Genomic DNA, 12,622 nt, shown 5'->3' with positions numbered 1-12,622 from the left:
CCCCATATGCGATGTTCGCGCCGCGCCTCCGATTGGTTACACCGCACCGGCACCGAAGGCCAAAACAGTTTGCAATGCTTGTCACGAATCGCGCGTCGGTGCAGGGATGGGCCAAGACCTGTGGGAAGGAATATTACATGCGCGTGATCGATCATTTCATCCATGGCGGCACCGCCGGGCTTGTCAGCAGCCGGACGGCCGCAGTGATGGATCCCAACAACGGCGGCCAGCAGGCCGAGGTTGTGCTGGGCGGCGCTGATGCGCTGGAGCGTGCCGTCGCCGCCGCGCAAGCTGCGCAGCCCGCCTGGGCAGCGATGAACCCGCAGCGCCGCGCCCGCGTGATGTTCGAATACAAGGCGCTGGTCGAAAAGCACATCAACGCGCTGGCCGAAATGCTCAGCGCCGAACACGGCAAAGTCATCGCCGACAGCAAGGGCGATATCCAGCGCGGGCTCGAAGTAGTGGAATTCTGCTGCGGCCTGCCGCACGTGCTGAAGGGCGATTACAGCCACGGTGCCGGTCCCGGGATCGACGTCTATTCGCTGCGCCAGCCGCTGGGCATCGGCGCGGGCATCACCCCGTTCAATTTCCCGGCGATGATCCCCTTGTGGATGGGCGCGGTGGCCACCAGCGTCGGCAATGCCTTCATCCTCAAGCCCAGCGAGCGCGACCCTTCAGTTCCGGTGCGACTGGCCGAACTGTTTCTTGAAGCCGGCCTGCCCGAAGGCATTTTCCAGGTGGTCCACGGCGACAAGGAAATGGTCGACCTGATCCTCGATCACCCGGCGATCAGTGCGGTCAGCTTTGTCGGTTCAAGCGACATCGCGCACTATGTCTATGAACGCGGTGTCCATGCCGGAAAGCGCGTCCAGGCGATGGGCGGCGCGAAGAACCACGGGATCGTCATGCCCGACGCCGATCTCGATCAGGTGGTCGGCGATCTGTGCGGCGCGGCCTTCGGCTCAGCGGGCGAGCGCTGCATGGCGCTGCCGGTGGTGGTCCCGGTGGGCGAGGACACCGCCAACCGCCTGCGTGAAAAGCTGATCCCGGCGATCGAAGCGCTCAAGATCGGCGTGTCGAGCGATCCCGAGGCGCAGTATGGCCCGGTGGTTACCGCGATGCACAAGGCCAATATCGAACGCTGGATCCAGGTCGCCGTCGATGAAGGCAGCGAACTGGTAATCGACGGGCGCGGCTTCACGCTGCAGGGCCACGAACAGGGCTATTTCGTCGGCCCGACGTTGCTTGACCGCGTCACGCCTGAGATGACCAGCTATCAAAACGAGATCTTCGGCCCCGTGCTCCAGATCGTGCGCGCCACGGATTTCGAGCACGCGCTAAGCCTGCCGAGCAAGCACCAGTATGGCAATGGCGTGGCGATCTTCACCCGCAATGGCCACGCCGCACGCGAATTTGCCGCGCGCGTCAATGTCGGCATGGTCGGGATCAACGTGCCGATCCCGGTCCCGGTCGCCTATCACAGCTTCGGCGGCTGGAAGCGCTCGGGCTTTGGCGACAGTGACCAGTACGGGATGGACGGGATCGCCTTCTGGACCAAGAAGAAGAAGATCACTGCACGCTGGCCCGATGGAGGCGGCGATGGATCGAACGCGTTCATCATTCCGACGATGGGGTGATAGGATGACCAAGCGCCGCGTCAGCAGCGGTTCGCCGCTTGAGCCGGTCCTTGGCTTCAGCCGGGCGGTGCGCACTGGCAAACAGATCATGGTCGCAGGGACTGCGCCGATCGAGCCCGATGGATCCAGCACGCCGGGCGATGCCGCTGCGCAGATGGAACGGTGCTGCGCGATTGTCGCGCAAGCCATCGCCGATCTGGACGGAAGCATCGACGATACGGTACGAACCTGTATCTACCTGACCGACCGCGCCGATTTCGATGCGGTAGCGCGGGTTCATGGCAAGTGGTTTGGCGTGGCACGCCCGGCCTGCACCACGTTGATCGTCTCGGGGTTCATTCGCCCCGAGTGGAAAGTCGAAATCGAAGCGGAAGTAATGGAAGCATGACCGACCAATTCTCCCTCACCGAAGACCAGCTTGCGATCCAGGACATGGCGCGCAAATTCACCGCTGACCGGATCACGCCCTTTGCGGCCGAGTGGGACGAGCAGCATCACTACCCAGTCGATGTCTGGAAAGCCGCGGGCGAGCTGGGCTTTGGCGCGATCTATGTTTCCGAAGAAAACGGCGGGATTGGCCTTGGCCGGCTGGAAGCGGCGCTGATCATGGAGGCCATGGCCTATGGCTGCCCGGCCACCAGCGCCTACATCTCGATCCACAACATGGCCGCCTGGATGATCGACAGCTTCGCTTCGGCCGAACTTAAGGCGCGGTATCTGCCGGGGCTGGTTTCGATGGAACAGATCGCCAGTTATTGCCTGACCGAGCCGGGTTCCGGATCGGACGCAGCCGCGCTCAAGACCAGCGCACGGCTCGACGGCGACCATTATGTGATCATTGGCACCAAGCAGTTCATATCGTGCGCGGGCTATAACGATATCTACGTCTGCATGGTCCGCACCAGCGATAATGGCGCCAAGGGCATCACCTGCCTGGTGGTGGAAAAAGACACGCCCGGCCTGTCGTTCGGCGCGCCCGAGAAGAAGCTGGGCTGGAATGCCTCCCCCACCGCGCAAGTGGTGTTCGAGGATTGCCGCGTGCCGGTTGCCAACCGCGTTGGTGCAGAAGGCGAAGGGTTCCGCTTCGCCATGGCCGGGCTCGATGGCGGGCGGATCAACATCGGTGCCTGTTCGCTGGGCGGGGCGCAGCGCTGCCTGGATGAGGCGGTCAAGTACACCAAGGAGCGCCAGCAATTCGGTCAGCCGGTCGCCGATTTCCAGAACACCCAGTTCATGCTGGCCGACATGGCGACCGATCTGGAAGCCGCCCGCGCGCTGCTCTACCTGGCCGCCGCCAAGGTTACTGCGGGTGCACCCGACAAGAGCCGCTTTTCGGCGATGGCCAAGCGGCTGGCGACCGATAACGGATCGAAGATCGTCAACGATGCGCTGCAATTGTTTGGCGGCTATGGCTATCTGAAGGACTATCCGATCGAACGCTTCTGGCGCGATCTGCGGGTCCATTCGATCCTTGAAGGGACCAACCAGGTGATGCGGATGATCGTGGGCCGGGACCTGCTGCGGCAATGACTCAGGATATGATCATCCGCCGCGAAGGCGTCGCCGCCTTCCTCACGCTCAACCGCCCGGGGGCGATCCATGCGCTGACGCAAGGTATGGACCACGCCATGACCGACGCGTTGCTGCAATGGCGCGGCGACGATGCGGTGCAGGTGGTGATCATCGATCACAGCGAGGGCCGGGGCTTTTGCGCCGGGGGCGATATCGCCTTCCTGCGCAATTCGGCGCTGAACGATGGCGGGGTATCGGGGCGCAAGTTCTTCTATGAGGAATACCAGCTCAACCACTTGCTGATGACAACCCCAAGCCGGTGGTGGCCTTCATGGACGGTATCACCATGGGCGGCGGCGTTGGCATTTCGCAGCCCGCGAAGTTTCGCGTGGCGACCGAGAACACCCGTTTTGCCATGCCCGAAACCGGGATCGGCCTGTTCCCCGATGTCGGCGGCGGCTGGCACCTCTCGCGGCTGAACGGACGGATGGGCCAGTTTCTGGCGCTGACCGGGGCGCGGCTCGATGGCGCGGAATGCCTGTGGACCGGGCTTGCCACACATTACCTGCCGCATGATGTGCTCGCCGATGCCAAGGCGCGACTAGTTCATGCCCACGATCCGGCGCAGGTTCTCGCCGCGCTCTCAGTCACCCCGCCCGCGGCCCGGATCGAAGCCAACGCAGCGCAGATCGCTCGGCACTTTGCTTCGGACCGTTATGAAGACATTCTCGCCAGCCTCGAAGCCGATGACAGCGTCTGGGCGGCCAAGGAACTGGCGACGCTGCGCACCAAGAGCCCGCAAACCTGCAAGGTCGCACTGCGCCAATTGCACGATAGCCTGGAGTGCGCAGACTTTGCTCAAAACATGGTCATGGAATACCGCATCGCATCGCGCGTGCTGACCCGGCCCGATTTCGCTGAAGGCGTGCGCGCGGTGATTGTCGACAAGACGATGGACCCGAAGTGGGATCCGGCGACGCCGGAGGGCGTGTCGGACGAACTGATCAACAGCATATTCGCGCCGCTGCCGGCGGATGAGGAATGGAAGCCGCTATGATCCTCCCCATCGACTTGCGATGGGGAGGTGGCAGCCCTGCAAGGGCTGAGGGAGGGGTCTTGACGCTGGCCTCGCTGCCCCTCCGTCACCGCTTCGCGGCGACACCTCCCCATCGCAAGTCGATGGGGAGAGACCAGGAGACTGCATGACTTACGAACACATCCTATCCGAACAGCGCGGCGCGGTTACGCTGATCACGCTCAATCGCCCGCAGGCGCTCAACGCGCTCAATTCGTCGGTGCTCGAAGAGTTGATCACGGCTTTCGCCGCTTTTGAGAGCGACCCTTCGCAGGGTTGCGCGGTCCTCACGGGGGCGGGCGAGAAGGCCTTTGCCGCGGGTGCCGACATCAAGGAAATGGCCGACAAACCGGCGGCCGATTTCTATGCCCGGGACTTCTTCAGCCGCTGGACCAGCCATCTGGTCAAAACCACCCGCAAGCCGTGGATTGCGGCGGTCAACGGCTTTGCGCTGGGCGGCGGGTGCGAACTGGCGATGATGGCGGATTTCATCATCGCATCTGAAAACGCCAAGTTCGGCCAGCCCGAAATCAAGCTGGGCGTGGCCCCCGGGATGGGCGGATCGCAGCGCCTGACCCGGGCGATTGGCAAGGCCAAAGCGATGGAAATGTGCCTGACCGGGCGAATGATGGGGGCCGAAGAGGCCGAGCGTTCCGGCCTGGTCGCACGCGTGGTGCCGCTCGCTTCGTTGATCGAGGAAGCGGTGAAAACCGCCGCCGAGATCGCCGCGATGCCGCCCTTGGCCGTGATCGCCAACAAGGAAATGGTCAACGCCGCGTTCGAAACCGGCCTCGATCAGGGGATCGTGACCGAACGCCGGATCTTCCAGGTCCTCACCGCCACCGAAGACAAAGCCGAAGGCATGGCCGCCTTTATCGAAAAGCGGCCGGGGGTATGGAAGGGGAAATAGCCCTTGAAACGGGTGGTTTCTCGCCGGACCGTTGGTGTCGCGCTTTCACTGGTTGCGCTCCATTTGTTGGCTTTCGCCGACGTGGTTTTCGGACAGGTTGAATACGATCAAGGTGGCTTAGCGGGCTTGCTGTTCTTTCTGGCTTATTTTTGCGTTTTGCCGATTGGCGCGCTGATCGTTGGGGTACTTGGTGCCGTCCGCTCTTGGCAGCGCAGTCACAATGAGGATTGGATCGACAAATGAAAATCGCCTTCATCGGTCTGGGCAATATGGGCGGCGGTATGGCCGCGAACCTGGTCAAGGCCGGGCATGAAGTTCATGCCTTCGATCTTTCGGGCGAGGCCCTCGCCCGCGCCACTGACAACGGCTGCGCCACCTACACCTCGGTGCGCGAAGCGGTTCAGGAGGCCGAGGCGGTGGTCTCGATGCTGCCCAACGGCAAGATCGTGGAGAGCGTCTATGGCGCCGATGTGATCGGGCATGCACCCGCATCCGCCCTGCTGCTCGATTGCTCAACCATCGATGTCGATACCGCGCGCAAGGTTGAGGATGCCGCGCGCGCCGCTGGCTACGAAATGGTCGACGCCCCCGTCTCAGGCGGGATCGCGGCGGCCAATGGCGGCACGCTGACCTTCATGGTCGGCGGCAGCGATGCCGCCTTTGGCCGCGCCGAATCGATCCTGGCCGCGATGGGGAAGGCGGTGATCCACGCCGGTGCCAGCGGCGCGGGTCAGGCCGCCAAGATCTGCAACAACATGCTCCTGGGTGCGACGATGATCGCCACCTGCGAAGCCTTTGCGTTGGCCGAAAAGCTCGGGCTCGATCTGCAGACGTTCTATGACATCTCGAGCAAGGCCTCGGGCCAATCGTGGTCGATGACTTCGTATTGCCCGGTCCCCGGCGTCGGCCCGCAGTCGCCCGCAGACAAAGATTATCAGGGCGGGTTTGCCGCGACGCTGATGCTTAAAGACCTGAAACTGGCGATGGAAGCCGCGCAGAGTGTTGGGGCAAAAACCCCGATGGGCGCGCAGGCTGAAGAACTTTACGCGGCGTATGCTGCTGCCGGCAACGGCAGCATCGATTTCTCGGGCATCATCAAGACGCTCTAGGTCTGAACAACCAAGTTGGGTAAGGGGAAGCCGTGCGCTCCACCGAAACCCACCATCCCCTGATGCCCTTCCTTGCGGTGGCCACCGGCATAGCCACCTTCAGCGTGATGGACGCGCTGATGAAGGGGGCGAGCCTGGCGGTGGGGGCCTATAACGCGATGTTCTGGCGCTCGCTGGTGGGGGTTACGGTGATGCTGCCCTATTGGCGCTTGCGCGGTGGCATCTGGCCGCGGGGCGAAGCGCTGCGGCTGCATGCGATGCGCGGGCTGACCAGTGCCTTCATGGCGACGACCTTTTTCTACGGACTCAAATTCCTGCCGCTGGCCGAAGGCATGGCGATCTCGTTCATCGCCCCGCTGATCGCGCTCTATCTGGCGGCGGTCTTATTGGGTGAAACCATCGGCCGCCGTGCGGTGTTCGCCTCGTTGCTGGGGCTGGCCGGGGTGGTGGTGATTGCAGCCGCGCGGCTGGGCCAGGGCGGCTACGATGAAAACGCGGCCTGGGGCATCGCCGCAATCCTGGCTTCGGCGGTGCTCTATGCCTGGAACCTGATCCTCCAGAAGCGTCAGGCGCTGGTGGCCGGGCCGATCGAGGTGGCGACCTTCCAGGCGGTGTTTACCAGCCTGTTCCTGGCGCTCGTCGCGCCGTGGCTGGCGGCGCTGCCGCCGCTTTCGGTGATTGGCCACATCGGCGGTTCGGCGCTGCTCGCAACCATATCGCTGATGCTGATCTCGTGGGGCTATGGCCGCGCGGAAACGCAAGTGCTGCTGCCGCTGGAATACAGCGCTTTCATCTGGGCGGCGATCATGGGCTGGTTCATGTTCGGCGAAGGCCTGAGCCTGCCGACCATAGCGGGTGCGGCGCTGATCGTGGTGGGCTGCTGGATTGCGGCACGAAAGCAAGGCATGCATACCGAGCAGACTGCGCTTTAGATCGGTTTTGACCGTTTGCTCCCCTTGACGCGCCGCGGATTCGCGCGCATCGGCGGCGCCGACACAGGGCCTTGCTGCATCCGCGAAAGGGGCGCGCGCGGCAGGGCCTGGCGCATTTCAGGAGGCAGTAACGCATGACCCAGGTCGGACAGGACACGCTCGGCACCCGCTCCACGCTCACCGTCGGGGGCAAGGACTACGCCTATTATTCGCTGAGCAAGGCCGCGGCCAAACTGGGCGATATTTCGCGCCTGCCGTTCAGCATGAAGGTCCTGCTGGAAAATCTGCTGCGCTTTGAAGATGGCGGCTTCACCGTTTCTACCGCCGATGTCCAGGCGGTAGTCGACTGGCAGAACAACCCCACCGAATCGACCAGCGAAATCCAGTACCGTCCGGCCCGCGTGCTGCTGCAGGATTTCACCGGAGTGCCCTGCGTGGTTGACCTCGCCGCGATGCGCGATGCCATTGCTGCGCTGGGCGGCGATACTTCGAAGATCAACCCGCTGGTTCCGGTCAACCTGGTGATCGATCACTCGGTGATGGTCGACGAATTTGGCCATGCCAAGGCCTTCGAAGAAAACGTCGAAATCGAATATCACCGCAACATGGAACGCTATGACTTCCTCAAGTGGGGTTCCAAGTCGCTGGCCAATTTCTATGCGGTGCCGCCGGGCACCGGGATCTGCCACCAGGTCAATCTCGAGAATATCGCGCAGACGGTGTGGACCAGCACCGACCAGTCGGGTGCCACTGTCGCCTATCCCGATACCTGCGTCGGCACCGACAGCCACACCACCATGATCAATGGCCTCGGCGTATTGGGCTGGGGCGTCGGCGGGATCGAAGCTGAGGCGGCGATGCTTGGCCAGCCGGTCTCGATGCTGATCCCCGAAGTGGTCGGCTTCAAGCTGACCGGCGCGCTGGCCGAAGGCGTCACCGCGACCGATCTGGTGCTGACCGCCACGCAGATGCTGCGCGCCAAGGGCGTGGTTGGCCGGTTTGTCGAATACTACGGCCCGGGCCTTGCTTCGCTGAGCCTGGCTGACCGCGCGACGCTGGCCAATATGGCACCCGAGTACGGTGCCACCTGCGGGTTCTTCGGGATCGACGACAAGACGCTCGATTACCTGCGGCTTACGGGCCGCGAGGAAGACCAGATCGCGCTGGTCGAAGCCTATGCCAAGGAGCAGGGGCTGTGGATCGATCCGGCCGCCGAACCGATCTTCACCTCCACCCTTGATCTCGACATGGCCTCGGTCGTGCCCTCGCTGGCCGGCCCCAAGCGCCCGCAGGATAAGGTTGCGCTCACGCAAGTCGACGATGTTTTCGCCGCCGACATGGCCGAAACCTACAAGAAGGCCAACACCCGCGTGGCGGTGGAAGGCCGCGATCACGATATCGGCGATGGCGATGTGGTGATCGCCGCGATCACCAGTTGCACCAACACCTCCAACCCCGGCGTGCTGGTCGCCGCCGGCCTCGTCGCCAAGAAGGCCGACGAGCTGGGGCTGAGGCCCAAGCCGTGGGTCAAGACCAGCCTTGCGCCGGGCAGCCAGGTCGTCACCGATTACCTGATCAAGGCCGGCCTGCAAAAGCACCTCGACAATATCGGCTTCAACCTGGTCGGCTATGGCTGCACCACCTGCATCGGCAATTCAGGGCCGCTCGCCGAACCGATCAGCAAAGCGATCAACGACAACGGCCTGGTGGCCGCAGCGGTGATCTCGGGCAATCGCAACTTTGAAGGCCGCGTCAGCCCGGATGTGCGCGCCAACTTCCTCGCCTCGCCGCCGCTGGTGGTGGCCTATGCGCTGAAGGGCACCGTGATCGAGGACTTCGTCACCACCCCGATTGGCACCAGCAAGGATGGCAATGCGGTTTATCTGAAGGATATCTGGCCGACCAACGAGGAGATCGCCAGCACGATCGCGCTGTGCCTTGACCGGAGCATGTTCCGCGCCCGTTATGCCAACGTCTATGAAGGCGACAAGCACTGGCAGGCGATCGACGTTACGGGCAGCGAAACCTACAACTGGCGCCCGGGCAGCACTTACGTTGCCAATCCGCCCTATTTCGAGGGCATGACGATGACCCCGGCCCCGGTGCTCGACATCATAGACGCCAAGCCGTTGGCGATTTTGGGCGATTCGATCACCACCGATCACATCAGCCCGGCCGGCAACATCAAGGCCGATAGCCCGGCCGGCCGCTGGCTGACCGAGCATCAGGTCGCCAAGGCCGATTACAACAGCTACGGCGCGCGGCGCGGCCATCACGAAGTGATGATGCGCGGCACCTTTGCCAACATCCGGATCAAGAACGAAATGGTCCCCGGGGTTGAAGGCGGGATGACCGAAGTCGGCGGCGAAGTCATGTCGATCTATGATGCGGCGATGATGCACAAGGCCGATGGTACCCCGCTGGTGGTGATCGCCGGCAAGGAATACGGCACCGGTTCCAGCCGCGACTGGGCGGCCAAGGGCACCAAGCTGCTCGGCGTGCGCGCGGTGATCGTCGAAAGCTTCGAACGCATCCACCGCTCCAACCTGGTCGGCATGGGCGTGCTGCCGCTGCAGTTCCCCGAAGGCGTCAACCGCCAGACGCTGGGGCTGGGCGGCTATGATACCTTCACCATCAAGGGCGTCGCCGCGCTGGCTCCGCGTCAGGAGGTCGAAGTTGAAGTGACCCGCAAGGACGGCACCCGGTTCACCTTCAAGGCGCTGTGCCGGATCGATACCGCCAACGAGATCGAGTATTTCAACAACGGCGGGATCCTGCAATACGTACTGCGGAAACTCGCGGCGAGCTGATCGGACCGCAGTGCCGCGCGAAAGGGCCCCGTCCGCTGCCGGACGGGGCCTTTTTCGTGCGCCGCGCCGGGGTCTTGCCGGGCGTAAAAAGAAGGGCGGCACGCTGGCCGCCCTTCCCGTCTTTTGCCCCCAAAAGACTGTGGTATTGCGATCAGGCCGCCAGCTTGGCCTGGCGGCGGCGGGCGAAGACGCCGGCTGCGGCCGCACCGAACAGCAGCAGCATCGGCGGGGCCGGCACATCGTGGCCGCCATTGCTGCCGCCTGACGAATGCCCGCCGCTGCTCGAAGAGCCCGAGCTGCTGGTCGACGACGAGGTCGAGCTTGACGAGGTGACATTGCCCGAGGTCGACGAGCTGGAGCTGGTCGAGGACGAGACGTTGCCCGAGGTCGAGCTGGACGATGATACGTTGCCCGAGGTGCTCGACGAGGTCGACGAATAGTTGCCCGAGCTGGTCGAGACGTTGCCCGAGCTGGTCGAGCTTGACGAACTGCTGGTCACGCCGCCGGTCGAGGTTGAAACGCCGCCGGTGGAAGTGGAGACACCGCCGGTCGAAGTCGAGACACCGCCGGTGGAAGTGGTCGAGCTCGAGGTGATCCCGCCGGTGGTGGTGGTGCTGGTCAGCCCGCCGGTTGACGAGGAGGTCGAGCCGCCCGAGGTCGAGCTTGAACCGCCGGAAGTCGAGCTGGAACCGCCCGAGCTTGAGCTTGAGGTTGAGCCGGTGGTGGTCGAGGTGACCACGACGCTGCCGCCGCCGCCCGAACCGCCGCCGAAGAACCCGCCAAAGAAGCCGCCGCCAAAGCCGCCGCCACCGCTGCCGCCGACGATCACCGTCTGGCCGCCGTTGCCACCATCGGGCATCGGCTGGGGGGGAAGCTGGGGCATCATCGGCACCATGGCGATCTGCTGCTGCGGCTGCGGTGCACAGCTATAGCTGCGGGTCACGACCCGGCGGATCTTGCGCTGGCGCTTGTGCTGCGTGGTCACCGCGACGCGGCGCGGTTTATGGCGCTTGACCTTGGGAGCCTGCTTGGGCGCGTGCTTCACATAGGTGGTCTGCGCCGCCGGTGCTTCGGCCACGTGGACTGCGCCGCCCCCGACAACCGCGCCGCCGGCAGCAAACGCTGCGAGTTTCACCAGTGCCATCCGTACCGACATAGCTTGTGCTCTCTTTGTCAAATGGAGCGTGGTTGCGGCAGCCCAGTGCTGCCAATTCGCCCCTGTAGGCACAAAAGGCATCAGGATTGATAAAGGGACAATCGGATTAACCGTGTTTTGGCAGGCCCGATCCGGGAAAAGTGCATTTTGTGTGCAGGCCCGGGGGCACTTGTCCCATTCTGGAACCGAAAGCGCCGCGAAGGCTAAGCACTTGAGCATCGGCGCTTGACTGTTTGTAACCTTAGGGTTACATGTAACCTTTGAGTTACAACAGGAGGATTCGATGGCCGAGCAGCCCAGTAACACCGATCTGGCGGACCGATACAGCAAACGCCGCGCCCGGCTGCTGCCTGCGCTGGCAATCTTCTTTTTGGCCCAACAGTTCAGCTATTTCAGCCGGATTCCGGGCGAACGGCTGGTTGATCGGGTCCGGATCGGGGCTTGGGTGGTAATGTCGGCAGTGCTGCTGCTGTTGCTGACTACGGGCGGGGCGTGGATTCGCAGCGCCGCTGTGCGGGTGCTGATGAACGACGAAGTGACCCGGGCAAACCGGGCTTCGGCAATGCAGTTCGGCTTTGCGCTGGCCATGGGCGGAGCAATTGCAGTTTACCCGTTCATCGACCAGTTGGCGCTGAACGCCCGGCAGGTTATTCACCTGATTGTCAGCCTGGGCCTGGCCGCTGCCGTGCTGCGCTTCGGCATGCTGGAAAGGCGCGCGCTTGGCTGAGGAACTGCGGAACCGTTTGCGGGAACTACGCGAGGCGCGCGGCCTGACCCAGGGCCAGTTGGCTGAACTGGTCGGGGTCAGCCGCAAGACCATCAACACGGTCGAAAACGGTATTTACGTGCCATCAACCGTGATCGCACTCAAGCTCGCGCGGGCGCTGGACGAACCGGTCGAGCGGCTATTTTCCCTCACCAAATAGCGTCGTCCCGGACTTGATCCGGGACCGTGGGCGAAGTTGCGCGAGCCTGCCAGCGGTCCCGGGTCGAGCCCGGGACGACGCTATTTGCCTTCTGAGAACAGGCCTGTCTGTGTCCCGCTGGGCGGGCTCAGGCCAAGGTGCTGCCAGGCCCGGTCGTTAAGGCAGCGCCCGCGTGCGGTGCGCGCGATCAGGCCGAGCTGGATGAGGTAGGGCTCGATCACTTCTTCCACCGTATCGCGCGGTTCGGACAAGCCAGCAGCGAGCGTTTCAACGCCGACCGGCCCGCCTTTGTAGATATCGGCGATCATGTGGAGATAGCGCCGGTCCATCGCATCGAGCCCGAGCGCGTCAACCTCGAGCCGGGTCAGCGCGCCATCGGCGATGCCTTGCGTAACCACCCCGTCGCCCGCGACATGCGCGAAATCGCGGACCCGGCGCAGCAGCCGCCCGGCCACCCGCGGCGTGCCGCGTGCGCGCTTGGCAATCTCGCGCGCGCCTTCGGCTTCCATCGCCACGCCGAGCAGTTGCGCGCCGCGCGCCACCACCCGTTCCAGC

Annotated in this window: 12 protein-coding genes and 1 pseudogene; 11 read left to right on the top strand and 2 right to left on the bottom strand. The window is 63.8% G+C overall.

The annotated features are described in order from the left end of the window. Nucleotides 1-137 precede the first annotated feature (137 nt). From RMN99_RS12840 to acnA, 9 genes and pseudogenes are all read left to right on the top strand, one after another. Nucleotides 138-1,637 (top strand): CoA-acylating methylmalonate-semialdehyde dehydrogenase, encoded by a 1,500-nt coding sequence (locus tag RMN99_RS12840; RefSeq protein WP_309623715.1) that lies wholly within the window; start codon nucleotides 138-140, stop codon nucleotides 1,635-1,637. 4 nt (nucleotides 1,638-1,641) lie between these two features. After that, on the top strand, nucleotides 1,642-2,025 hold the full coding sequence (locus tag RMN99_RS12835; RefSeq protein ID WP_309623714.1) for a RidA family protein: 384 nt from the start codon (nucleotides 1,642-1,644) through the stop codon (nucleotides 2,023-2,025). Next, nucleotides 2,022-3,167, top strand: coding sequence for an acyl-CoA dehydrogenase family protein (locus RMN99_RS12830; RefSeq protein WP_309623713.1), 1,146 nt, complete (start codon nucleotides 2,022-2,024; stop codon nucleotides 3,165-3,167). Before RMN99_RS12835 ends, RMN99_RS12830 begins: the two co-directional genes overlap by 4 nt. Further along, a pseudogene (locus RMN99_RS12825) lies at nucleotides 3,164-4,206 on the top strand (enoyl-CoA hydratase/isomerase family protein). The gene RMN99_RS12830 and the pseudogene RMN99_RS12825 overlap by 4 nt, the downstream one beginning before the upstream one ends. Before the next feature lie 145 nt (nucleotides 4,207-4,351). Beyond that, nucleotides 4,352-5,134, top strand: a complete 783-nt coding sequence (locus RMN99_RS12820) for an enoyl-CoA hydratase-related protein (protein ID WP_309623712.1) — start codon at nucleotides 4,352-4,354, stop codon at nucleotides 5,132-5,134. A 3-nt stretch (nucleotides 5,135-5,137) separates the two neighbouring features. After that, nucleotides 5,138-5,377, top strand: coding sequence for a hypothetical protein (locus RMN99_RS12815; protein WP_309623711.1), 240 nt, complete (start codon nucleotides 5,138-5,140; stop codon nucleotides 5,375-5,377). Continuing rightward, nucleotides 5,374-6,243 carry a 3-hydroxyisobutyrate dehydrogenase gene (mmsB, locus tag RMN99_RS12810; RefSeq protein ID WP_309623710.1) on the top strand — a complete coding sequence of 290 codons (870 nt, stop codon included), beginning with the start codon at nucleotides 5,374-5,376 and terminating at the stop codon, nucleotides 6,241-6,243. Before RMN99_RS12815 ends, mmsB begins: the two co-directional genes overlap by 4 nt. A 32-nt stretch (nucleotides 6,244-6,275) precedes the next feature. Then, nucleotides 6,276-7,175: a DMT family transporter gene (locus tag RMN99_RS12805; protein WP_309623709.1), complete on the top strand. Its 900-nt coding sequence runs from the start codon at nucleotides 6,276-6,278 to the stop codon at nucleotides 7,173-7,175. Nucleotides 7,176-7,309: 134 nt separating this feature from the next. Beyond that, nucleotides 7,310-9,985 carry an aconitate hydratase AcnA gene (gene acnA, locus RMN99_RS12800; protein ID WP_309623708.1) on the top strand — a complete coding sequence of 892 codons (2,676 nt, stop codon included), beginning with the start codon at nucleotides 7,310-7,312 and terminating at the stop codon, nucleotides 9,983-9,985. 151 nt (nucleotides 9,986-10,136) lie between these two features. Here the strand turns inward: acnA and RMN99_RS12795 are convergent, their stop codons facing one another. After that, complete coding sequence (locus RMN99_RS12795) at nucleotides 10,137-11,129, bottom strand: PEP-CTERM sorting domain-containing protein (protein ID WP_309623707.1); 993 nt, start codon at nucleotides 11,127-11,129, stop codon at nucleotides 10,137-10,139. Nucleotides 11,130-11,424: 295 nt separating this feature from the next. On the opposite strand from RMN99_RS12795, the gene RMN99_RS12790 reads away from it, so the two are divergent. Further along, nucleotides 11,425-11,868, top strand: a complete 444-nt coding sequence (locus RMN99_RS12790; protein WP_309623706.1) for a hypothetical protein — start codon at nucleotides 11,425-11,427, stop codon at nucleotides 11,866-11,868. Further along, nucleotides 11,861-12,067: a helix-turn-helix transcriptional regulator gene (locus RMN99_RS12785; RefSeq protein ID WP_309623705.1), complete on the top strand. Its 207-nt coding sequence runs from the start codon at nucleotides 11,861-11,863 to the stop codon at nucleotides 12,065-12,067. Before RMN99_RS12790 ends, RMN99_RS12785 begins: the two co-directional genes overlap by 8 nt. 80 nt (nucleotides 12,068-12,147) lie before the next feature. Here RMN99_RS12785 and RMN99_RS12780 read toward each other — a convergent pair. After that, the coding region (locus RMN99_RS12780; RefSeq protein WP_309623704.1) for a Holliday junction DNA helicase RuvB C-terminal domain-containing protein at nucleotides 12,148-12,622 on the bottom strand (475 nt) is incomplete at its 5' end.

It is taken from the genome of Novosphingobium sp. (genome assembly GCF_031417815.1).
Taxonomy (GTDB): Bacteria; Pseudomonadota; Alphaproteobacteria; order Sphingomonadales; family Sphingomonadaceae; genus Novosphingobium.
This window is presented reverse-complemented; position numbering and strand designations above follow the sequence as displayed.

Excerpts from the sequence above, each read along its gene's own strand:
- RMN99_RS12840 (WP_309623715.1), top strand. The coding sequence starts at position 138 with ATGCGCGTGATCGATCATTTCATCCATGGCGGCACCGCCGGGCTTGTC.
- RMN99_RS12835 (WP_309623714.1), top strand. The coding sequence starts at position 1,642 with ATGACCAAGCGCCGCGTCAGCAGCGGTTCGCCGCTTGAGCCGGTCCTT.
- RMN99_RS12830 (WP_309623713.1), top strand. The coding sequence starts at position 2,022 with ATGACCGACCAATTCTCCCTCACCGAAGACCAGCTTGCGATCCAGGAC.
- RMN99_RS12820 (WP_309623712.1), top strand. The coding sequence starts at position 4,352 with ATGACTTACGAACACATCCTATCCGAACAGCGCGGCGCGGTTACGCTG.
- mmsB (WP_309623710.1), top strand. The coding sequence starts at position 5,374 with ATGAAAATCGCCTTCATCGGTCTGGGCAATATGGGCGGCGGTATGGCC.
- acnA (WP_309623708.1), top strand. The coding sequence starts at position 7,310 with ATGACCCAGGTCGGACAGGACACGCTCGGCACCCGCTCCACGCTCACC.
- RMN99_RS12795 (WP_309623707.1), bottom strand. The coding sequence starts at position 11,129 with ATGGCACTGGTGAAACTCGCAGCGTTTGCTGCCGGCGGCGCGGTTGTC.
- RMN99_RS12790 (WP_309623706.1), top strand. The coding sequence starts at position 11,425 with ATGGCCGAGCAGCCCAGTAACACCGATCTGGCGGACCGATACAGCAAA.